The sequence below is a fragment of the Parundibacterium terreum genome (genome assembly GCF_014636315.1).
GTDB lineage: Bacteria > Pseudomonadota > Gammaproteobacteria > Burkholderiales > Burkholderiaceae_D > Undibacterium > Undibacterium terreum.
Map to the genome: position 1 here is coordinate 502,285 of NZ_BMED01000002.1, position 21,266 is coordinate 523,550.

The following is a 21,266-nucleotide window of genomic DNA, read 5'->3' on the forward strand; positions in this document are numbered from 1 at the left end:
GCAGAAGCGAGATTATAGCAAACTTATTTCTGCGATGTAAATAGCTTTAGTGCTCAAGATGAATATTTTTTCAAACGCGACAAAACGACCTCGCGCCCGAACAATTCAACAACCGCATCGATCGATGGCGTCTGCAACTGGCCTGTCAACAACAGGCGCAAAGGCATCGCCAGTTGCGGCATCTTCAGCGTGAATTTTGCCAGCGTCTCTTTCATCATTGCAGACAATGCCGCCTTGTTCCATTCAACACTGGCGATCTGTTCCGTGTAATGCGCCAGCGCCGGAGCGACTGCGTCGGTGATGTGCTGCTTCAGCAGATCGACGTCTGCCGCAGGCTGCCTGTAAAACAGCATCGCCGCTTGCGCCAATTCCACCGTGGTATTGGTGCGCTCTTTCATCAACGCGATCACTGCAGGCAAGGCTGGTGCATTCTCAAATACCGCGCCATCCTTCAGCATATTGTCGCGCACCAGCTCAGCCAGCCTGTTGTTGTCGGCAGCCTTGATATAGTGATTATTGACCCAGTCCAGCTTCTCGGGATTGAACTGTGCCGGCGAGATGGACAGGTGGCTCAGGTCAAACCAACTGCACATCTGTTCCATCGTAAACACTTCATCATCGCCGTGGCTCCAGCCCAGGCGTGCCAGGTAGTTCAGCATCGCTTCCGGCAAATAGCCTTTGACCAGATAATCCATCACGCTGACGTCATTGCGGCGTTTGGATAATTTCTGCCCGTCTGTACCCAGGATCATAGGCACATGGCCATACAGCGGCAGGCTGGCGCCCAGCGCATTCAGAATATTGATCTGACGCGGTGTGTTGTTGACGTGATCGTCGCCGCGTATCACGTGGGTAATTTGCATGTCCCAGTCGTCCACGGCTACGCAGAAGTTATAAGTAGGAGTGCCGTCCGGACGCGCGATCACCAGATCATCCAGTTCGCGGTTGCCGATAGTGATATTGCCCTTGACCACATCGTTCCAGCTCACTTCGCCATCCAGCGGATTTTTGAAGCGTATCACCGGCTTGCGGTCAGCAGGAATAGCCGGCAAGGTCTTGCCAGCATCAGGGCGCCAGGTACCGTCGTAACGCGGCTTTTCGCCGGCAGCACGCTGGCGCTCGCGCATTGCTTCCACTTCTTCCGGGGAAGAATAGCAATGGTAGGCCGTGCCTTTTTCCAGCATTTGTCCCAGCACTTCACGATAGCGGTCCATGCGCTGCATCTGATAGAACGGGCCTTCGTCATGCTGCAAACCCAGCCAGTTCATGCCGTCCAGGATGGCTTGCACAGCCTCCGGCGTGGAACGCTCCAGATCGGTATCTTCTATGCGCAACACAAAAGTGCCGCCGGTATTGCGGGCAAATGCCCAGCAAAACAAGGCAGTACGGGCGCCGCCTACGTGGAGATAACCTGTGGGGCTGGGAGCAAAACGGGTGCGAACGGTCATGGTATGGCTAGTCACAATGCTAACACTGCAACGCGATGAAGTTAAAACCAGCATTATAGAGTACATAGGGTGCATAACAGCACCCGCACATGCGTAGCGGCCCTCAGACTATGAAGGTATCATGCTGGCATTGCACCAACATCCAAATACCATCTGTGAATTCCAGGCAGCAAACCCTCAACTCCCCCCTGCCCGTACGCGACGGCATTGCCCCCAGCTATCTATGGCTGCCGGAAGGTAACTGGCCTGGCTTGCTGAGCTTTTTGCTGGAGCGCTATCCGGACGTCAGCGAGGCTACCTGGCTTGCGCGTATGCAAAAAGGCGAAGTCAGGAACCAGCATGGCGAGGTACTGCAGGCGAACAGTGCCTTCCGTCGCGGCATCTGTATATATTATTACCGCGAACTGGAAGACGAGACGCCGATACCCTTTGAGGAACATATCCTGTATCAGGATGATCATCTACTGGTCGTCGATAAGCCGCATTTTTTGCCGGTGATACCCACCGGCCGTTTTTTGCGCGAAACCCTGCTGGTACGCCTGAAACAAAAAACCGGCCTGCACAGCCTGACTCCTATACACAGGCTGGATAGGGAAACCGCCGGCGTGATGCTGCTGTCGCATAATAAAGAGAGCCGCGGCGCCTACCAGGTCATGTTCCAGCAGCGCAGCATAAGTAAGACGTATGAAGCGCTGGCCCCGTACAGACCGGATCTGCAACTGCCGTACACACACCGCAGCCGCATGGTGGACGGGGATCATTTTTTTGTGATGCAGGAGGTAGCAGGTGAACCCAACTCGGAAACCCGCATTGATATACTGGAACATCGCGGTGAAAATTGTTTGTATCAATTACAACCAGTGACAGGCAGAAAGCATCAGTTGCGCGTACACATGGCCAGCCTGGGCATACCGATTATTAACGATATGTTTTATCCTGAAACCCTGGCCTGCAAGGGGGATGATTTCTCTGCTCCTCTGAAACTGCTGGCGAGGTCAATTGCATTTGAAGACCCGATTACCGGGAAGATGCGCGAATTTCATAGCGAGAGAAATATCTAATCCACCAAAAAACCTTGACAGTTTTGGGCCTGCGCAATATAATTCTTTTCCTCGGAGTGTGGCGCAGTCCGGTAGCGCACCTGGTTTGGGACCAGGGGGTCCAAGGTTCGAATCCTTGTACTCCGACCAAATTTAAAGGATCGTCTTAGACGATCCTTTTTCCTTTAAGTAGGAACTCAGCAAGATGACGCGCAATAGCGAAAGCTGTTGGCGAAAGCAGTACAGTATAAAAATCAGCACTTACTTTTTAAAAGTAAATGCAAAGCAAGTTTCGGAGTGTGGCGCAGTCCGGTAGCGCACCTGGTTTGGGACCAGGGGGTCCAAGGTTCGAATCCTTGTACTCCGACCAATTTAAAAAGGATCGTCTTTGACGATCCTTTTTTCTTTGGCGCAAAGCTTTTGCATCTGCTTGAACCATCTGTGCGTTGATACAGGGCAGTGCAAGCACTACCCCATCACTACGATCAGGTATTTTGTACCGTGATAGTCGGGAATTTGCTGGTCATGTCCTTCGCCTTCTCTGCCACCTTGATTGCAATCTTGCGCGCGATCTCTTTATAGATCACCGCAATCTTGCCTTCAGGATCCGCTACTACCGTCGGCGTACCGGAATCAGCCTGCTGGCGTATCGACATCGTCAGCGGCAAGCCGCCGAGGAAATCCACGCCGTATTCGTCACACATTTTCTGGCCGCCGCCCTCGCCGAAGATATGCTCTGCATGGCCGCAGTTGGTGCAGACATGGATACTCATGTTTTCCACGATACCCAAGATAGGAATGCCGACTTTCTCAAACATCTTCAGGCCCTTGCGCGCATCCAGCAAGGCAATATCCTGCGGCGTAGTCACGATCACGGCGCCGGTGACCGGCACTTTTTGCGACAAGGTCAACTGCACGTCGCCGGTGCCTGGCGGCATATCCACAATCAGATAATCCAGGTCGCGCCAGTTGGTCTGCTCCAGCAACTGCTGCAAGGCCTGAGTCACGATAGGGCCGCGCCATACCATAGGTTCGTCGGGGTTGATCATGAAGCCTATGCTGGATACCTGCAGGCCGTGGTTTTCCAGCGGCTCCATGGTTTTGCCATCCTTGGTTTCCGGCTTGCCGGAAATACCCATCATCATAGGCTGCGAAGGGCCGTAGATATCCGCGTCCAGGATGCCGACCGAGGCACCCTCTGCCGACAAGGCCAGCGCCAGGTTGACGGCAGTCGTAGATTTGCCGACGCCGCCTTTGCCCGAAGCAACGGCAATAATGTTTTTCACATTCGGCATCAGCTTGATACCGCGCTGTACCGCATGCGCGACGATCTTTGAATAGACGTTGATGCTAAGCTTGCCTGTGCCGGCCACGGCAACAACGGCGGCAGTCGCCGCAGCGCGTATACCCTCGATCTGGCTCTTGGCCGGATAACCCAGCTCAACGTCCAGGCTGACGTCCGCACCGTCTATCTTGATGTTTTTGACAGACTTGGAACTCACCAGATCCTTGCCGGTATTCGGGTCTATCACCTTGGACAAGGCGGCTTTAATGTCTTCTGTTGTCATACTCATGCATATCTCTCCATAGCTAGTGTGCAAGTCTAGCGCAAATTGCCCGCCAGGATGACAAAGCCCCGCAGTCTCTCAGGGCATCCAGGGGCATGACATCCAGATTATTGCTTATCATTTCAGCAAATAGTATTAATCGTATGCCAATCTGACGCCGATCGGTACCCAGCATCACTCATTTGATGTGAAATACACCATACTGAATGAAAGGGGCGTTTCGCTGTTAGAATAATGCCCTCGTTTCACCCTTTTTCCCCTCAACTAGATAAGTGCATTGACATGACTCGCAAGCTGTTCGTTACTACTGCCCTGCCCTACGCTAACGCGCCCTTCCACCTCGGCCACATCATGGAATATGTGCAAGCCGATATCTGGGTACGTCATCAGCGAATGCAGGGTAGCGACGTGTCGTTTGTCGGTGCCGATGATGCGCATGGCGCACCTATCATGATCGCTGCGGAAAAAGCCGGCCTCACGCCGCAAGAATTCGTCGCGCAGATCGCTGCCGGCCGTAAGCAGTATCTGGATGGCTTCCACATCTCGTTTGATAACTGGCACTCGACCGATGGCCCGGAAAACCATGCGCTGTCGCAGGATATCTATCGCAAGCTGAAAGCTGCCGGCTTCATCACCAGCAAGACCATAGAACAGTTCTATGATCCGGTGAAGAACATGTTCTTGCCAGACCGCTACATCAAAGGCGAGTGCCCTAAATGCGGCGCCAAGGACCAGTACGGCGATTCCTGCGAAGTCTGCAGCTCGGTCTATTCGCCGACAGAACTGAAGAACCCGTATTCGGTATTGACCGGCGCCACGCCAGTGATGAAATCGTCCGAGCACTTCTTCTTTAAATTGTCCGACGCCAAATGCGTGGAATTTCTGCGCGAATGGGCGCTGAACAGCAAGCGCCTGCAGTCCGAAGTGGCGAACAAATGCAAGGAATGGCTGGAAGGCGACAACGGCCTGGGCGACTGGGATATCAGCCGCGACGCACCTTACTTCGGCATTGAGATTCCGGATGAGCCGGGCAAGTATTTCTATGTATGGCTGGATGCGCCGGTAGGCTACCTGGCTTCGCTGAAAAATTATTTCGGCAAGACCGGCCGCGACTATGACGCCTTCATGGCCGATCCGAAAACCGAGCAGGTGCATTTCATCGGCAAGGACATCACCTACTTCCATACGCTGTTCTGGCCGGCAATGCTGAAATTCTCCGGCTACAAAACACCGGACAATGTGTTTGCGCACGGCTTTGTCACCGTATCCGGCGAAAAAATGTCCAAGTCGCGCGGTACCGGCATCTCGCCACTGCGCTATCTGGAAATCGGCATGAACCCGGAATGGCTGCGCTACTACTTCGCCGCCAAGCTGAACGCCAAAGTGGAAGACCTGGATTTGAACCCGGACGATTTCGTCGCCCGCGTGAATGCAGACCTGATCGGTAAATATGTGAACATCGCCAGCCGCGCCGCCGGTTTCATTACCAAGCGTTTCAATGGCGCGGTGACAACTGCGTGGGCGACCGACGACGATGCTTTCATCGGCAACCTGCGCAAAGCCTCGCCGGAAATCCAGGCATTGTACGAAGGTCGCGAATACGGCAAGGCCCTGCGCGCAATCATGGAACAGGCAGATGCCGTCAATGCCTATGTCGATGCGAACAAGCCCTGGGAACTGGCAAAAGATCCGGCCAAGGATGCTGCCTTGCAAGAAGTCTGCAGCCGCCTGCTGGAAGCCTTCCGTATCCTGACGATCTACCTGAAGCCGGTATTGCCGCAGGTAGCGGCGCAGGTGGAAGCGCAATTGAATATCGCTCCGCTGCAATGGGCGCATGTGGGCACACCTTTGCCTGACGGCCATGTCGTCAATCCGTACAACCACTTGATGCAGCGCGTGGACATCAAGATTTTTGATTCCCTGTTCGATGCGCCTACGGAAGTAGCTGCGGCAACTACTGCAGCAACTGCTGCGCCGGCAACTGAAGCGGCAGCAAGCAATATTGAAGAACTGGCGCCGGAGATCAAGATCGATGACTTTGCCAAGATCGATTTGCGGATTGCCAAGATCGTCAATTGCGAGCACGTAGAAGGCTCGGACAAATTGCTGCGCCTGACGCTGGACGTCGGCGAAGGCCGTACGCGTAATGTATTCTCCGGCATCAAATCGGCTTACCAGCCGGAGCAACTGGTCGGCAAATACACTGTGATGGTAGCCAACCTGGCGCCGCGCAAGATGAAGTTCGGCATGTCGGAAGGAATGGTGCTCGCGGCATCTGCTGCGGACGAAAAAGCCAACCCAGGCCTGTATGTGCTGGAACCATGGCCAGGCGCAACACCAGGCATGCGCGTACGTTAATTTCCGCAAATCCTCGTAGAATGAAGATACAGGTCAAAGAGGCAGAATCCGCAGATGCGCAACTGATCGCGCATCTGACCCGTAGCTGCTGGGCAGGCAAGGTCGCAGCATCTTCCACCGGCCACACTGAAGATATGGAACGGGTCTCCAATGACCTGCGCCTGGGCGGCGGCTTTGTTTTGCTTGCCGATGAAGAGCCGGTAGGCTCGGTACGCTGGCTGCCGCTGGAAACCGCAACAGATGTCTGGGAAATGCTGCGCATGGGCGTACTACCGGCTTTTCGCGGAACCTCCTTGTCGCAGCACTTGCTGGAAGCCGTTATCCACTCGGCGCAGACAGCCGGCATCGCAGAATTGCGGCTGGGTGTGCGCTCTGACCAGCCTCGGCTGCTGGACCTGTACGCCACCTATGGTTTCGAACTGGCGCCGGAGCTGGAATATGCGCACGCCAATCCCAACGATCCTCCGCCGAATGTCATGCGCCGTTTCTTGAAGCGATAGCGCGTTTTTCCTGCAAAAGCAGGAATTTTCAAAACAAAATCACGAATTCCGGCAATTTCGGCTTTTTAAATATATTTACCTTATACTTTTAGCTCGACTTACCGTCCAGCCCCAGATACCGGGAGTGCATCGCCAGCCGTCGCCGGCGATACTAGAACCCATCACGTAAAGCCATTCATGAATAGTCCAATCAGCCCCAACGCAGTCACCTCCCCTGTCCCTGCCCTCATCGTGCAACTGCGCCAAGCAATGCGCGAAAAAGGCCTGGACGCCTACATCATTCCATCGGCAGATCCGCATTTGTCGGAATACCTGCCGGAACGCTGGCAAGGGCGCGCACGCTATTCCGGTTTTACCGGCTCTGTCGGCACCCTGATCGTGACGGCTGAATTCGCCGGCCTGTGGGTGGACAGCCGCTATTGGGAACAAGCGGAAAAAGAACTGGCACCGACCGGCATCCAGATGATGAAGATACCGTCGGCTGCCGCCACCATGCATATAGACTGGCTGGCAGCAAACATGCATGCCGGACAGATCGTCGGCATAGATGGCGCAGTGCTCGGCCTGGCGACTGCCAGGGCACTGGAGCAAGCGCTGAGCGCAAAGGACGTGCGCCTGTACACCAGCCATGACTTGCTGCAGGATATCTGGGCTGATCGCCCACCAGTGCCCGTGGCTGCCATCTATGAACATGCGGCGCCGTATGGCGTGGTCAGCCGCAGCGAAAAACTGCAACTGGTACGTGAACAAATGCAGGCCAAAGGCACGGACTGGCATTTTGTTTCCACCGTGGATGACCTGGCCTGGATTTTCAATCTGCGCGGTGCCGATGTCAGCTATAACCCTGTTTTCGTCGGCCATGCATTGATAGGCTTGCACGAAGCCACGCTATTCGTATCGCCGAACAAGATTCCCGCAGATATCGCTGCAGCGCTGGCCAAGGACGGCGTCAAGATTGCCGCGTATGAAAGCGCCGCTGCCAGCCTGTCTGCCTTGCCTGACAGCGCCAAGCTGCTGATTGATCCACGCCGCATCACCTATGGATTCCGCCAGGCCATCCCACAAACGGTCAAAGTCATCGAAGCCATTAATCCCTCGGTCTTTGCCAAATCGCGCAAGAACGCGCAGGAGGCGCAATTCGTACGCGAAGCGATGGAGCAGGACGGCGCCGCTTTGAGCGAATTTTTTGCCTGGTTTGAGCAGGCGATTGGCAAGGAGCGCATTACCGAACTGACCGTCGATGAAAAGCTGACAGCGGCAAGAGCGCGCCAGCCTCACTTTGTTTCGCTCAGCTTCAATACCATTGCGGGGTTTAACCCGAATGGCGCAATGCCGCACTACCGCGCCACGCCGGAATCGCACTCCGTCATTGAGGGCAATGGCCTGCTGCTGATAGATTCCGGCGGCCAGTATCTGAACGGCACTACCGATATCACCCGCGTCATTCCTATCGGCACGGTCTCGGCGGAACAAAAGCGCGACTTTACCCTGGTATTGAAAGGCATGATCGCGCTGACCCGCACCCAGTTCCCGCGCGGCACCTTGTCGCCTATGCTGGACACGATTGCCCGCGCACCGATATGGGCGGATGGCGTCAACTACGGCCATGGTACCGGCCACGGCGTGGGCTACTTCCTGAATGTGCATGAAGGCCCGCAATCCATCTCCTGCTATGCAATGCCGGAGCCGCATACCGCGATGGAGCCAGGCATGATCACATCCAACGAACCCGGCATCTATCGTCCGGGCAAATGGGGCGTACGTATTGAAAACCTGCTGCTGAATGTGCCGGCGCAAACAACCGAGTTCGGCGAATACCTGAAATTTGAAACCCTGACGCTCTGCCCTATCGATACCCGCTGCATGGACCTGAGCCTGCTGCGCGACGATGAAATCAACTGGGTCAATGAATACCATGCAACCGTGCTGGAACGCTTGCTGCCGCGCGTGAGCGGTGATGCCAAGGCCTGGCTGCAGGAACGCACCAAGGCAATCGCCAGATAAGCTAAGCATAAATTGGCGGTTGGCACCGTTACAAACAAAAACGCCGCGTGATGCATCCACGCGGCGTTTTTTATTACTGTCTAAATACTGCTGCCCAAATATTGCTGCCTAAGTTCAGGCCTCGACCGGCGCAATTGCGGTGATAGGAAACTGTACGCAAAACTTGCTTCCTACTTCAGGCGTAGATTCCACCGCCAGGTTGGCTTTATGCCGCAGCAAGACGTGCTTGACGATGGCCAGGCCCAGGCCGGTGCCCTGGGTTTCGCGCGAGCGGCTCTTGTCCACGCGGTAGAAGCGCTCGGTCAGCCTGGAAATGTGCTCGGCGCTGATGCCTATGCCGTTATCCTGCACGATGAATTTAGGCCCGGTCGCATAGTTCTTCCAGATCAGTTTGATCGTGCCTTTTTCCGGTGTGTAGCGTATCGCATTGGTGACCAGGTTGATCAATGCACTGCGTATCTCGTCGGTGCTGCCCAAAATGTCCGGGCCATCGAATTCCAGCGTAATCTCGTGGCGGCCTGCCGACAGCGCATGCGCTTCCTGCAAGATCTTATCCAGTAGCACCCGCATATTGACTGCTTCCGGGCGGATAGGATGGTCCATCGATTCCAGCCGCGTCAGCGTCAGCATGTCTTCCACCAGCCTTTGCATGCGTTCGCCCTGCTCGGTCATCAGCTTCAGATGGGACAAACGAGTCTGCGCATCCAGGTTGGGCTCCATCGAAGCGATTTCGAGGAAGCCGTTGATCACTGTCAAAGGCGTGCGCAGCTCATGCGAAGCATTGGCAATGAAGTCTCGCCGCATCATGTCTATGCGTTCGGATTCGGTGATGTCATGCGTCACCAGAATCTGCCTGCGGTTTTCAAACGGGATAATGTGCACGATCAGCTTGCGGTCGCGGAAAGCCAGCGTCAGCGGCGTTTCATAGCGGCCGAGAATGATGTAATCCATGAATTCCGGACTGCGCACCAGGTTGGTCACGCGCATGCCCTTGTCCTTGGAAAGGCTGAGGCCCAAATGTTTTTCCGCAGCCGGATTGCACCACTCCAGAAACAGCACGTCATCCATGATGACAACGCCGTCGGGAAGCAAGGTCATCGCCTGGCGGAAACGGGCCAGCCACTCTGCCAGCTCAGCCTGGTTTTTTTCATCGCCGCGACGCAGGCGATACAAGCGTGAAAATATTTCAGTCCATGCGCCCCATCCGTCAGGCAGCCTGACACTGGTAGGGTTATCCAGCCAGTCACCCAGGCGCAGCAGATAAGATAGCTGGATCACGATCAGCCCTATCATGCCGACCAGTGCTGTCGAAAGCCCCCACATCGGGCCTACAAAAAACCAGACCAGTGCGCCACCAATCAGCACCACCAGCATGCGGACAATCGCGGGAACCCAAAACAGGAGATGAGGATGCATTAATGAATACCTTGAAACATCAAACCTGGCCTGCGTACAGGCCATAACCAAACATCTGCCGAGAACAAAGGGAGCGGCCAACACAACTGACGCCTTCGGCTCGCTTAGCGCAGCATACACAAGCTATTGCAAATATGCTACTCCGCTGATACCGTGTGCCGCCTATTGATGACTGAATAGAGGCGGCAGACGGACAGGGGATTTGTTCAGGACAGCGGATGGAAATTACTTTTCAGACAGCATATAGCCAACACTGCGCACTGTCTTGATCAGCGACTCGGCATTTTTCAATACCTTGCGCAAACGCAGCACGTGTACGTCGACGGTACGCTCTTCTATTACAACGTGATCGCCCCAGACCTTGTCCAGCAGCTGGCTGCGGGAAAAAACCCGTTCCGGATGCGCCATGAAGAACTTCAGCAGCTTGTACTCGGCATGGCCGATGTCCACCTTCTGTTCATCGATCTTGACGGTACAGCTCACCGGATCCAGGATGACTGCGCCAGCCGTCAGCGAGGTCTGCGCATGTTCCGGACTCTTGCGGCGCAGCAGTGCCTTGATGCGTGCAGTCAGCTCGCGTGGCGAGAATGGCTTGGTCACGTAATCGTCGGCACCGTGGTCGAGACCGGCAATCTTGTCTTCTTCCATGCTCTTGGCTGTCAGCATGATCACCGGCATTTCATTGAGCTGGCGGTCTGCCCGTATCTTGGACAGCAGGCGCAAACCGCTCTGGTCGGGCAGCATCCAGTCCAGCAAGATCAATTGTGGCGTGCGGCGCTGGATAAAATCCCAGGCTTCTGCCGTATTATTGACAGCAAAAGTATTCCAGCCCGCCGCGCGCAAACTGAATGTCACCAGCTCAACAATCGCCGGCTCGTCTTCGACTATCAGGATAGTAGTTTTATCAGCAGCCATTATTTTTCGGCCTTTAGCAATCCAGCAATCTTCCTTGCTCGCCGCTTTCCCTTGCGGCCAGACTGCCAAAGACCTTCCTTAAATTAGTTAGTCTGTTCCTGCTTGCTTGCCACGTAATCGGAGTGGCGGATATCCTTGCCTTCAACGATGTAGATCACGTGTTCGGCAATATTCTTCGAGTGATCGCCGATGCGCTCTATCGCCTTGGCGATCCACAGCGTGTTCAATGAAGAAGAAATCGTGCTAGGATCTTCCATCATGAAGGTGATCAGGTTGCGCATGATGGAGCGGAAATCATTGTCGATCAACGCATCCTGGGCAATCAGCTTGATCGCCTGTTTTTCATCCAGGCGGGCAAACGCATCCAGCGCCTGATGCAGCATTTCGCCTACACCATTGGCCAATACGCGCACGGTATCGTAACCGTTGAAAATCGCGACGCTCTTCTGGTTGGCTTGCGCGTCCCTGGCAATACGGGCGATCTTGGTCGATTCGTCGCCTATGCGCTCCAGATCGGTAATTACTTTGCCTGTGGACATCACAGTACGCAGGTCATTCGCTGTCGGCTGACGTTTGACGATCAAGTGGCTGCACATGTCATCCAGTGCTACTTCCAGACGGTTGACCTCTTCATCCGACTTGATGACTACTTCGGCTTGCACTGCATTGCCGGTCCTGTAGCAGGACATCGCATCGTGGAAATGGCTTTCCACCAGGCCGCCCATCAACAACACCTTGGAACGTATCGTTTCCAGGTCCATATCATACTGTTTTGAAGAATGTTCGCCAGTCACAAGGTTCTCCTTAAATATCTGTTATCAGTTTCGCGTTGGGTTTGCAGTTCAATCAACCAAAGCGACCGGTGATGTAATCCTGGGTTTCTTTCTTCATCGGGTTCATGAAGATGTGATCGGTTTCGCCGAATTCGACCAGTTCGCCCAGATACATGTAGGCGGTGTAGTCGGAGCAGCGTGCCGCCTGTTGCATGTTATGGGTCACAATCGCTATCGTGTAATCCTGCTTCAGCTCGGTGATCAGTTCTTCAATCTTGACGGTAGAGATAGGATCCAGCGCAGACGTAGGTTCATCCAGCAGCAGCACTTCAGGCTTGACCGATACGCCGCGCGCGATGCACAAACGCTGTTGCTGACCGCCGGACAAGCTCAGCCCACTCTTGTTCAGCTTGTCTTTTACTTCGGTCCACAGCGCGGCTTTTTTCAATGCCCATTCCACGCGTTCGTCCATCTCGCCCTTAGGCAGGTTTTCATACAGACGCACGCCGAAAGCGATATTGTCGTAGACCGACATAGGGAAAGGCGTAGGCTTCTGAAATACCATGCCGACCTTGGCGCGCAGCAGGTTGATGTCCTGGCCCTGGTCAAGGATATTGCGGCCGTTGTACATGATCTTGCCTTCGGCGCGCTGGCCTGGGTACAGGTCATACATGCGGTTCAGCGTGCGCAGCAAGGTCGATTTTCCGCAACCGGAAGGGCCGATGAAAGCCGTTACCTTCTTGTCGTGTATATTCAGATTGATATCTTTCAGGCTGCGGGTAGCGCCATAGAAAAAATTCAAGCCCGAAATTTCGATGGACATCTTGTTCTGCGTTGTAGTTGGAGTAGACATATCGTTTTTTCCAGGAAATTAGTTTTGAACTTTTTGGCTGAAGATGGTGCGGGACAGGATATTCAAACCCAGCACACTGAAAGTAATCAACAAGGCGCCGCCCCATGCCAGCGAACGCCAGTTGTCATACGGGCTCATCGCAAACTGGAAGATCACGTTCGGCAAGTTGGCCATAGGCTTGTTCATGTCAGCATTGAAGAACTGGTTGTTCAGCGCGGTGTACAGCAAAGGCGCTGTTTCACCGGAGATACGTGCAACCGCCAGCAACACGCCAGTGACAATACCGGCTTTCACTGCACGCAGGCGTATCATCAATGCGACTTTCCAGCGCGGCGCTCCCAGCGCAAAAGCAGCTTCGCGCAGGCTGGTCGGCACCAGGCCCAGCATATTGTCGGTTGTACGCACTACGACAGGCACAGCGATCAGCGAGATCGCGATACTACCGGCCCAGCCGGAGAAATGCTTGACCTGCGCAACATACAGCGCATACACAAACAGGCCGATCACGATGGACGGTGCAGACAACATGATGTCCGTTACAAAGCGGGTCACATCGCTGAAGCGGTTGGATTCGCCGTATTCCGCCAGGTAGATACCGGCCAGGATGCCGATCGGTGTACTGATGACGGTTGCGCTGACGACGATCAGCAAGCTGCCGACTATCGCATTCATCAAGCCGCCGCCTTCACTACCCGGTGCCGGCGTGGTTTCCACGAACATCGCCAGGTTCAGTGCGCTGAAGCCCTTGATCAGCAGAGTGAACAAAATCCACATCAGGAAGAACACACCCAAAGCCATCGCAATCGATGACAGGGCGATGCCTATTTTGTGCTGCCTCAGGCGTTTTTTATAAACGGGATTGTTTGCAGATTCGTTCATTTTGCACCTTCTTTTCTACGCAAACCCAGCAGCAGGAGCTTCGCTGCGGATAAAACCAGGAATGTAATCACGAACAGGATCAGGCCGAGCAGGAACAGCGATGACACGTGCAGAGTTGATTCCGCCTCTGCAAATTCATTTGCCAGTGTCGACGCAATACTGTTACCTGCTGCAAACAGCGACCACGATATCTTGTGCGCATTACCGATCATGAAAGTAACCGCCATGGTCTCGCCCAGAGCGCGGCCCAGACCCAGCATGACACCTCCGACAACGCCGACCTTGGTGTAAGGCAGCACGATCTTCCTGACCACTTCCCATCGGGTGCAGCCCAGGCCGTAGGCAGATTCCTTCAGCACCGCAGGCACGACCTCGAATACATCACGCATGACGGAGGCGATGAAAGGGATGATCATGATAGCCAGGATGATGCCGGCGGCCAGGATGCCGATACCGATCTTCGGACCGGAGAACAAGGCACCCAGCACAGGCACATTGCCCAGCGTGGCAGACAGTGCAGGCTGCACATAGGTTGCGAACAGCGGTGCAAAGACGAACAGGCCCCACATGCCGTAGATAATGCTAGGCACACCGGCCAGTAATTCAATCGCGGTACCCAGTGGCCGCTTCAGCCATACCGGGCAAATTTCCGTCAAAAACAGGGCGATACCGAAGCTGACCGGAAAAGCGATCAGCAGCGCTATCAATGAAGTCGCCAGCGTACCGAAAATGGCAATCAGGCCGCCGAACTTGTCGTTCACCGGATCCCATTCTATGGTCCAGATAAACGAAGGCCCAAACTCGCGCATCGCGGGTATGGCGCCGATAAACAGGGAAATAATAATGCCGATCAGGACCAGCAAGACACTCAGGGCAAAGGTGAATGTCAGCTTATGAAAGAACCAGTCCTGGAGTTGCTGTCTGCGCATCACCGCAGCCATATCCACCTGGGACTCCTTCACCGCATTCAATTGCTTGTCGGGCGAAGTGTCTTGATTTGTTTGTGTTGGCTGGGAAGCTGACATAGTTGTTGACGGTTGTTGAGCATTCATGGACAGTTTTCCAACAAAGATGCGACCCTGCATCTTACCGGTGCAGGGTCGCAGTCGTTCACGAGATGGAGTAAAGCTTGATTACCAGATTGCCTTTGCGGAGGAATCCTTGATCTGTGCTTTCCAGCCGTCTTCGATCATCTTTGTTACTGCTGGTGGCAAAGCAACGTAGTCCAGTTCCGCTGCCATCGCACCACCGTTTTTGAAAGACCAGTCAAAGAATTTCAATACTTCTTTGCCCTTTGCTGCGTCAGCCTGTGCTTTGTGCATCAGGATGAAGGAAGCGCTGGAGATAGGCCATGTAGCTTTACCTGGCTGGTTAGTCAGGATCACGCCCATACCTGGAGTTTTCGCCCAGTCGGCACCGGCAGCTGCTGCCTTGAAGTTGTCGTCGTCTGGTTGTGCGAAGTTACCGTCCAGGTTTTTCACCAGGGTGTAAGTCATTTTGTTTTTCTTCACATAAGCGTATTCCACGTAACCGATGGAGTTCTTGATACGCTGTACGTTGGCAGCAACGCCTTCGTTACCTTTGCCGCCCAGGCCTACTGGCCATTTAACTGCTGTGCTGGAGCCGACTGCTGTTTTGAATTCAGCGTTGACTTTGCTCAGGTAGTCAGTCCATACGAAAGTTGTGCCGGAACCGTCCGAACGGTGTACCACTGTGATGTCTTCTGCTGGCAATTTCATGCCGGCGTTCAGCGCAACGATTTCAGGCGCATTCCATTTAGTGACTTTGCCCATGTAGATAGCAGCCAGTACGTCGCCAGTCAGTTTCATCTTGCCTGGTTCGATGCCGTCAATGTTGACAACAGGAACAACGCCGCCGATGATGGCTGGGAACTGTGCCAGGCCTTCAGCTTCCAGTTCTTCTGCTTTCAAAGGCATGTCGGAAGCACCGAAATCAACAGTCTTGGCTTTGATCTGCTTGATGCCGCCGCCGGAGCCGATGGACTGGTAGTTCAGGCCATTGCCGGTTGCTTTTTTGTAGGCTTCTGCCCATTTAGCATAGATAGGATATGGGAACGTAGCGCCAGCACCGGTAATGTCAGCTGCGTGTGCTGCCGAAAAGGAAACTGCTGCACCGATGGCAATTGCCAGCGATTTCATAATTTGATTGAATTGCATATTCACCTCAGGGTTAAATAATATGACATCAGTAACACGAAGCGAACTGTACAAAACAAATATGACAGGATTATGACGCAGATTTTAAATTCATGAAATAATTATATTTATAGCAATTTTCTTGTCATATAGCCGTAACATCCTCTCTTTACAATGCACTAAGCTATATATTAGTAGCGTCTGATTTTTTTGATTTTTTCTGAGTAACATGAGGTTTGGGCTTTTATGACATGTGAGCGACTATGCAACAACGCGATGTAGACAATCCGCCGGTAGAAGTGCAAGCAGAAAAACAAGAAAGTCTTGTCAAAACCAGCCTTGTTACAAATTCTGCTCCAACTGAATTATCCCGTTCCGTCATTTTCCTGGACCGGGAAATTTCCCAGATTGCATTCAATTGGCGGGTTCTGGCGCAAGCTGAGGACAAGAATGTGCCCCTGCTGGAACGCCTGCGCTATCTGTGCATAGTCGGCAGCAACCTGGATGAATTCTTTGAAGTCAGGGTCGCCAGCCTGCTGGCGCAAAACACTGTTGATGGTGAACTGGCGCAGCATCCTGCCTTTTTAGCCACGCTGGACCGTATCGGGCAGGAATGCCATGAACTGGTCGCGCGCCAATATGCGGTGCTGAACCAGGAAATCCTGCCGCAGTTGTCCAAGAACGGCGTCCACCTGCTGCGCCACAATGACCGCAATGAGGCGCAAAGAGCCTGGGTCAAATCCTATTTCGAACGCGAAGTGCGGCCGCTGCTGACGCCTATCGGCCTGGACCCGGCCCACCCGTTCCCTCAAGTCGTCAACAAGAGCTTGAATTTCATCGTATCGCTGGCCGGCAAGGATGCTTTCGGCCGCGGCACGGCGATTGCCATCGTCAAGGCCCCACGGGTACTGCCGCGGGTAATACGCCTGCCGGATGAACTATCCGATGGCGGCGTCGCGCTATGCCTGCTGTCCTCCATCATCCACGCGCATATTGCCGATCTGTTCAATGGCCGCGAGGTTTTGTCTTATTCGCAATTTCGGGTCACTCGCGACAGCGACCTGTGGGTCGATGAAGAAGAGGTCAAGAATCTGCGTCAGGCCTTGCAGGGCGAATTGCAGAGCCGGCAATTCGGCGTAGCGGTACGCCTGGAAGTGGCAAAGAATTGCCCGGAAAACCTGTCAGACTTCCTGCTGGAGCAGTTTTCGCTGCACAGAAACCGCCTGTATCCGGTGGATGGCCCGGTAAATATGGTACGCCTGTCCGAGCTGGTCGATCATGTCAAACAACCCAATCTGCGCTTCCCTCCTTTCACAGCCAAGGTCAGCGGCAAATACGCGCATACCGACATATTTACGTTGTTGAACAAGCAGGACATCCTGCTGCACCATCCGTTCCAGCCTTTCCAGACCGTCATCGATTTCATCCGCGCGGCCTCGGTCGATCCATGCGTGGTCGCGATCAAGCAGACCATCTACCGTACGGGTATGAATTCTGACTTGATGGAGTCGCTGATCGTCGCGGCACAGCAGGGCAAGGAAGTCACGGTGATCGTGGAGTTGATGGCGCGCTTTGATGAAGAAGCAAACATCAACTGGGCCGACAAACTGCAAAGAGCCGGCGCCCAGGTGGTGTACGGCGTCGTTGGCTTGAAGACCCATGCCAAGCTGGCGCTGGTGATACGGCGCGAAGAAGGCGGTGTGCTGCGCCACTACGCCCATCTGGGCACCGGCAACTACCATCCGTCCACTACCAAGTTTTATACCGACTTCGGCCTGCTGACGGCACATCCCGAACTGGCGGCCGAAGTAAATGAGATCTTCATCCACCTGACCGGCCTGACCAAGCCGAAAAAGCTCGATTACCTGTGGCTGGCGCCGTTTGCGCTGCAGCCGCAAATCATCAAGGCTATCCGCAACGAAGCCAAGATCGCCAAATCCGGCCGTCCGGGCCGCATCATTGCGAAGATGAACGCGCTGCTGGATGAATCCGTCATACGCGCGCTGTATGCAGCCTCTGCCGATGGCGTAAAAATAGATTTGATCATACGCGGCGCCTGCGCACTGCGCCCCGGCGTGCCGGGTTTGTCGGAAAACATCAAGGTGCGCTCCATCATAGGCCGCTTCCTGGAGCACAGCCGCATCTATTACTTCCGCAACGACTTGCAGCATGACGTGTACCTGGCCAGCGCAGACTGGATGAACCGCAACCTGTTCCGCCGCATCGAAGTAGCCTTCCCCGTGCTGGAAAAGGCACAGAAAAAGCGCGTGATCAGCGAAGGCCTTGAACCTTACCTGAAAGACAATGTCAATGCATGGGTGCTGGATTCAGAGGGTGAATACCAGCGTAAACGGGTCAGGGGCAAGCAGCAGAGCTTCTGCGCACAACAATATTTAATGCAGCATTTAGGCTCTCTATCCGAAGGTAGCTAAATGGAACTCATCTTGTGGCGCCACGCAGAAGCAGAAGAAGGTGAACCGGACGCAGAACGCAAGCTGACCGGCAAAGGCCAGAAGCAGGCCGCCAAGATGGCGCGCTGGCTGGACAGCAATCTGCCCGAGACCTGCCGCATCCTGGTCAGCCCGGCAGTCCGGACACAGGAAACCGTGGCCCATCTGCACCGCAAGTTCAAAACTGTGCCTGAGCTCAGCGTCGGCGCCAGCATAGAAGACGTGCTAACCGCCGCCAACTGGCCCAATAGCCGCGAGCCGGTACTGATCGTCGGCCACCAGCCTTACCTGGGCCTGGTCGCGGCACAGGTACTGGGTACGCCACAGCAGGAATGCGCTGTACGCAAAGGCAATGTGTGGTGGATTACGCAGAAGCCGCGCGAAGATGAATTGCAGACTTACCTGAAGGCGATCATGTCGCCCGATCTGGTGGTCAAGTAAGCTAGGCCCTCGGACTGGCGCAGGGCTGAACAAAAAACAGGGAATAAAAATCGGTGGTTTGTCGTAATTACCGCCAAGCTGCTGCGGCAAACTGCTTATCTGCTTATCTGCTTATCTGCTTATCTGCTTAGCCGATATTGAGCTTCAGGCGTGCAGCGCTTCTTCCTCTGCAACCGGCTCCACGGCACTCTCTTCGGAAATATCCGAGATCGCTTCCAGCGAATGGCTGCGCTGCATGATGTCTTGCCAGCTTACCAGGCGCAGTTCGCCATTGGCTTCTTCCACCAGTGCAGACAGGCTTTCGACCCAGTCGCCATCATTGCAATAAGTGACGCCGCCTATGTCGCGGATTTCCGGCTTGTGGATATGGCCGCAGATCACGCCGTCCAGCCCTTTCTTGCGCGCCTCGTCTGCCAGCGCATCTTCAAATGAAGTGATATAGCTCACTGCATTCTTGACCTTCAGCTTCAGATATTGCGACAAGGACCAGTACGGCAAACCGGCGCGGGCGCGCCAGTTGTTATACAACTGATTAAACTTCAGGATCACCGTGTACAGATTGTCGCCGACATAGGCCAGCCACTTGGCGCAGGCGATCACGCCGTCAAAGCGGTCGCCGTGCAGTACCAGCATGCGCTTGCCCTGGGCGGTAGTGTGCACCAACTCGTCACGTATCTTGATGCCGCCAAAATCCAGGTCGATGAACTGGCGTATGGCCTCATCATGATTACCCGGCACGAAGATGACATCGGTGCCCTTCTTGGCCTTCTTCAATACTGTTTGCACTACATTATTGTGTACCTGGTCCCAGTACCAGCGCCGCTTCAATTGCCAGCCATCGACAATATCGCCAACGAGGTACAGGGTTTCCGACTCAGTTGCCTGTAAAAATTCCAGTAAGCGCGCAGCCTGGCAGCCTGTCGTTCCCAGATGCACATCCGATATCCAGATGGTGCGGAAACGTATGACGTCCTTCTTGCTGGTTTTCAGAAATTTTCTATCCAGGAACTGGTCGGCTGGTTTCACTGAGGCTTCTCCTCTGTTCCGTAGTGTTTCGCATATCGATTGTCCAGATTCGCCAACGGCAACATCACAAACAGATCCGCGCTATGGAAATCAGGATCCCAGGCCGGTTCGCCGCAAACCCAGGCGCCGGCACGCAGATAACCGCGCAGTAAAGGAGGGATACGCGCTTCGGTGCCGGTGTCCATTTCCTCGATAGGGAAAGGCAGATGCGGCTTGACGCGGTATTCCAGCGGCGAGAAGTCGTTTTCCTTGAAATTGCGGTAGATGGCAGCAGCATTATGGCCGCCGTCGCTGAGGCTGATGCTGGCGCAGCCTATCAGATAGGTGCAACGCTCGCGCTGCATATAGGCAGCCAGTCCGGCCCACAACAGCATGATGACGGCGCCGCTACGATAATCAGGATGGATACAGGCACGGCCCGCCTCGGCGATGCTGCCGCGGATATTTTCCAGGCGCGACAGGTCAAATTCTGTTTCAGAGTAATAACGGCCGATATGACGTGCTGCATTCGGGCCGAGAATGCGGTAAGTGCCGACTACTTTCAGGGATTTGGTGTCACGTACAATCAGGTGGTCGCAGTGCTCGTCAAACTCATCCTTATCCAGGCCTTCGGGATTAGTCAGCGTGGACAATCCCATGGATTCTATGAAGACCTTGTAGCGCAGGCGCTGTACTTCCTTGACTTCTTTGGCAGTACTGGCAAGGCTGAGACTGAGTTTGGAAAAACTGGGGTTAGCATCAGCGGGGATGGTGAGTAATCTCATTCGTAGTCCTCTAAGTCTAGGTGCCTTGTGTGCACGGACGAAGATTAACGATCGATTACTTCAGCAACATGACAATTTCATGTCGGTTTGATGACATCCACAAAAAACAACAGCCCGCATCTTGCAGGCTGTTGTCGGCAGGCATTTCAAGCTTGTGGAAGCTTATTTTTCTTTCTTGGGACGGCCCGCTTTTAGCGGTTCCAAGCCTGCGATCAGGATTTTCAGTGCGTTGACGTCGGTCTTTTTCAACAGCACCAGGCCTATGCGCAGCAACTGGCTCTTCTTGACTTCCACACCGGCGCTGATGCAGGCTTTCTTGACCTGGCTCAGCACTTCGTATTCAGTTTCCGGCATCGTGAAGCTGTCGCGCACCAGTTTCGGCTTCTTCGCCTTGTCCTTGTTCGCAGCCAGGATGATAGGCGCAGGCTTGGCAGCAGCCGGCTTGACGGCGACAACAGGTTTTTTTACCCCTTTTGCAGCAGGCTTCGCAGCGGCCTTATCTGCTACCGGCTTAACTGCGGGCTTAACTACAGCCTTCGCGGCAGGCGAAGGTTTTACTGCTTTCGCTACGGGAGCCTTGGCGGCAGCAGCGACAATATTTTTCGCCGGCGCAACCGCAGCCTTGGTTTTCACTGCGACTTTTTTCACTGGCGTTGTTGCCATATGATTCTCCGA

General features: G+C 54.4%; 18 protein-coding genes and 2 tRNA genes. 8 read left to right on the forward strand and 12 right to left on the reverse strand.

The annotated features are described in order from the left end of the window. Positions 1-53 precede the first annotated feature (53 nt). Positions 54-1,448 (reverse strand): glutamate--tRNA ligase, encoded by a 1,395-nt coding sequence (gene gltX, locus IEW12_RS11325; RefSeq protein WP_188566152.1) that lies wholly within the window; start codon positions 1,446-1,448, stop codon positions 54-56. Positions 1,449-1,603: 155 nt separating this feature from the next. Between gltX and IEW12_RS11330 the strand changes: the two genes are divergently transcribed. The 3 genes from IEW12_RS11330 (at position 1,604) to IEW12_RS11340 (ending at position 2,858) form a co-directional block, all read left to right on the forward strand. Further along, positions 1,604-2,509: an RluA family pseudouridine synthase gene (locus IEW12_RS11330; protein ID WP_229751053.1), complete on the forward strand. Its 906-nt coding sequence runs from the start codon at positions 1,604-1,606 to the stop codon at positions 2,507-2,509. A 52-nt stretch (positions 2,510-2,561) separates the two neighbouring features. Next, positions 2,562-2,638, forward strand: a tRNA-Pro gene (locus IEW12_RS11335). Between the two features lie 143 nt (positions 2,639-2,781). Beyond that, positions 2,782-2,858 (forward strand) — tRNA-Pro (locus IEW12_RS11340). A gap of 115 nt (positions 2,859-2,973) precedes the next feature. Here IEW12_RS11340 and apbC read toward each other — a convergent pair. Further along, positions 2,974-4,062: an iron-sulfur cluster carrier protein ApbC gene (gene apbC / locus IEW12_RS11345; protein WP_188566153.1), complete on the reverse strand. Its 1,089-nt coding sequence runs from the start codon at positions 4,060-4,062 to the stop codon at positions 2,974-2,976. 276 nt (positions 4,063-4,338) lie between these two features. Here apbC and metG point away from each other — a divergent pair, with 276 nt between their 5' ends. The 3 genes from metG (at position 4,339) to IEW12_RS11360 (ending at position 8,918) form a co-directional block, all read left to right on the forward strand. Next, positions 4,339-6,414, forward strand: coding sequence for a methionine--tRNA ligase (gene metG, locus IEW12_RS11350; protein WP_188566154.1), 2,076 nt, complete (start codon positions 4,339-4,341; stop codon positions 6,412-6,414). 20 nt (positions 6,415-6,434) lie between these two features. After that, the gene (locus IEW12_RS11355) at positions 6,435-6,914 is read left to right on the forward strand and encodes a GNAT family N-acetyltransferase (protein ID WP_188566155.1); all 480 of its coding nucleotides are present in this window, start codon (positions 6,435-6,437) and stop codon (positions 6,912-6,914) included. A gap of 177 nt (positions 6,915-7,091) precedes the next feature. After that, complete coding sequence (locus tag IEW12_RS11360; RefSeq protein WP_188566156.1) at positions 7,092-8,918, forward strand: aminopeptidase P family protein; 1,827 nt, start codon at positions 7,092-7,094, stop codon at positions 8,916-8,918. Between the two features lie 114 nt (positions 8,919-9,032). On the opposite strand, the gene phoR is transcribed toward IEW12_RS11360, so the two are convergent. The 7 genes from phoR to pstS all read right to left on the reverse strand — a co-directional run bounded on the left by phoR (position 9,033) and on the right by pstS (position 15,931). Then, positions 9,033-10,334, reverse strand: coding sequence for a phosphate regulon sensor histidine kinase PhoR (gene phoR, locus IEW12_RS11365; RefSeq protein WP_188566157.1), 1,302 nt, complete (start codon positions 10,332-10,334; stop codon positions 9,033-9,035). Positions 10,335-10,559: 225 nt separating this feature from the next. Then, positions 10,560-11,249, reverse strand: a complete 690-nt coding sequence (phoB, locus tag IEW12_RS11370; RefSeq protein ID WP_188566158.1) for a phosphate regulon transcriptional regulator PhoB — start codon at positions 11,247-11,249, stop codon at positions 10,560-10,562. 83 nt (positions 11,250-11,332) lie between these two features. After that, entirely contained in the window at positions 11,333-12,043 is a 711-nt protein-coding gene (gene phoU, locus IEW12_RS11375; RefSeq protein WP_188566159.1) for a phosphate signaling complex protein PhoU, read from the reverse strand. Positions 12,044-12,095: 52 nt separating this feature from the next. Next, positions 12,096-12,875, reverse strand: coding sequence for a phosphate ABC transporter ATP-binding protein PstB (gene pstB, locus IEW12_RS11380; RefSeq protein WP_188566160.1), 780 nt, complete (start codon positions 12,873-12,875; stop codon positions 12,096-12,098). An 18-nt stretch (positions 12,876-12,893) separates the two neighbouring features. Further along, a complete protein-coding gene (pstA, locus tag IEW12_RS11385; RefSeq protein ID WP_188566161.1) occupies positions 12,894-13,754 on the reverse strand; it encodes a phosphate ABC transporter permease PstA in 861 nt (286 codons plus the stop codon). Beyond that, a complete protein-coding gene (gene pstC, locus IEW12_RS11390) occupies positions 13,751-14,695 on the reverse strand; it encodes a phosphate ABC transporter permease subunit PstC (RefSeq protein WP_229751124.1) in 945 nt (314 codons plus the stop codon). Before pstC ends, pstA begins: the two co-directional genes overlap by 4 nt. A gap of 192 nt (positions 14,696-14,887) precedes the next feature. Further along, positions 14,888-15,931, reverse strand: coding sequence for a phosphate ABC transporter substrate-binding protein PstS (pstS, locus tag IEW12_RS11395; protein WP_188566162.1), 1,044 nt, complete (start codon positions 15,929-15,931; stop codon positions 14,888-14,890). Between the two features lie 242 nt (positions 15,932-16,173). Here pstS and ppk1 point away from each other — a divergent pair, with 242 nt between their 5' ends. Together ppk1 and sixA are read left to right on the forward strand one after the other, a co-directional pair. After that, a complete protein-coding gene (gene ppk1 / locus IEW12_RS11400) occupies positions 16,174-18,342 on the forward strand; it encodes a polyphosphate kinase 1 (RefSeq protein WP_188566163.1) in 2,169 nt (722 codons plus the stop codon). Further along, complete coding sequence (gene sixA, locus IEW12_RS11405) at positions 18,343-18,801, forward strand: phosphohistidine phosphatase SixA (RefSeq protein ID WP_188566164.1); 459 nt, start codon at positions 18,343-18,345, stop codon at positions 18,799-18,801. A 144-nt stretch (positions 18,802-18,945) separates the two neighbouring features. Here the strand turns inward: sixA and IEW12_RS11410 are convergent, their stop codons facing one another. The 3 genes from IEW12_RS11410 to IEW12_RS11420 all read right to left on the reverse strand — a co-directional run bounded on the left by IEW12_RS11410 (position 18,946) and on the right by IEW12_RS11420 (position 21,254). Beyond that, positions 18,946-19,827, reverse strand: a complete 882-nt coding sequence (locus IEW12_RS11410) for a UDP-2,3-diacylglucosamine diphosphatase (RefSeq protein ID WP_188566165.1) — start codon at positions 19,825-19,827, stop codon at positions 18,946-18,948. Further along, entirely contained in the window at positions 19,824-20,591 is a 768-nt protein-coding gene (locus IEW12_RS11415) for a GNAT family N-acetyltransferase (protein ID WP_188566166.1), read from the reverse strand. Before IEW12_RS11415 ends, IEW12_RS11410 begins: the two co-directional genes overlap by 4 nt. A gap of 162 nt (positions 20,592-20,753) precedes the next feature. Continuing rightward, positions 20,754-21,254 (reverse strand): hypothetical protein, encoded by a 501-nt coding sequence (locus IEW12_RS11420; protein WP_188566167.1) that lies wholly within the window; start codon positions 21,252-21,254, stop codon positions 20,754-20,756. Between the last annotated feature and the right edge of the window lie 12 nt (positions 21,255-21,266).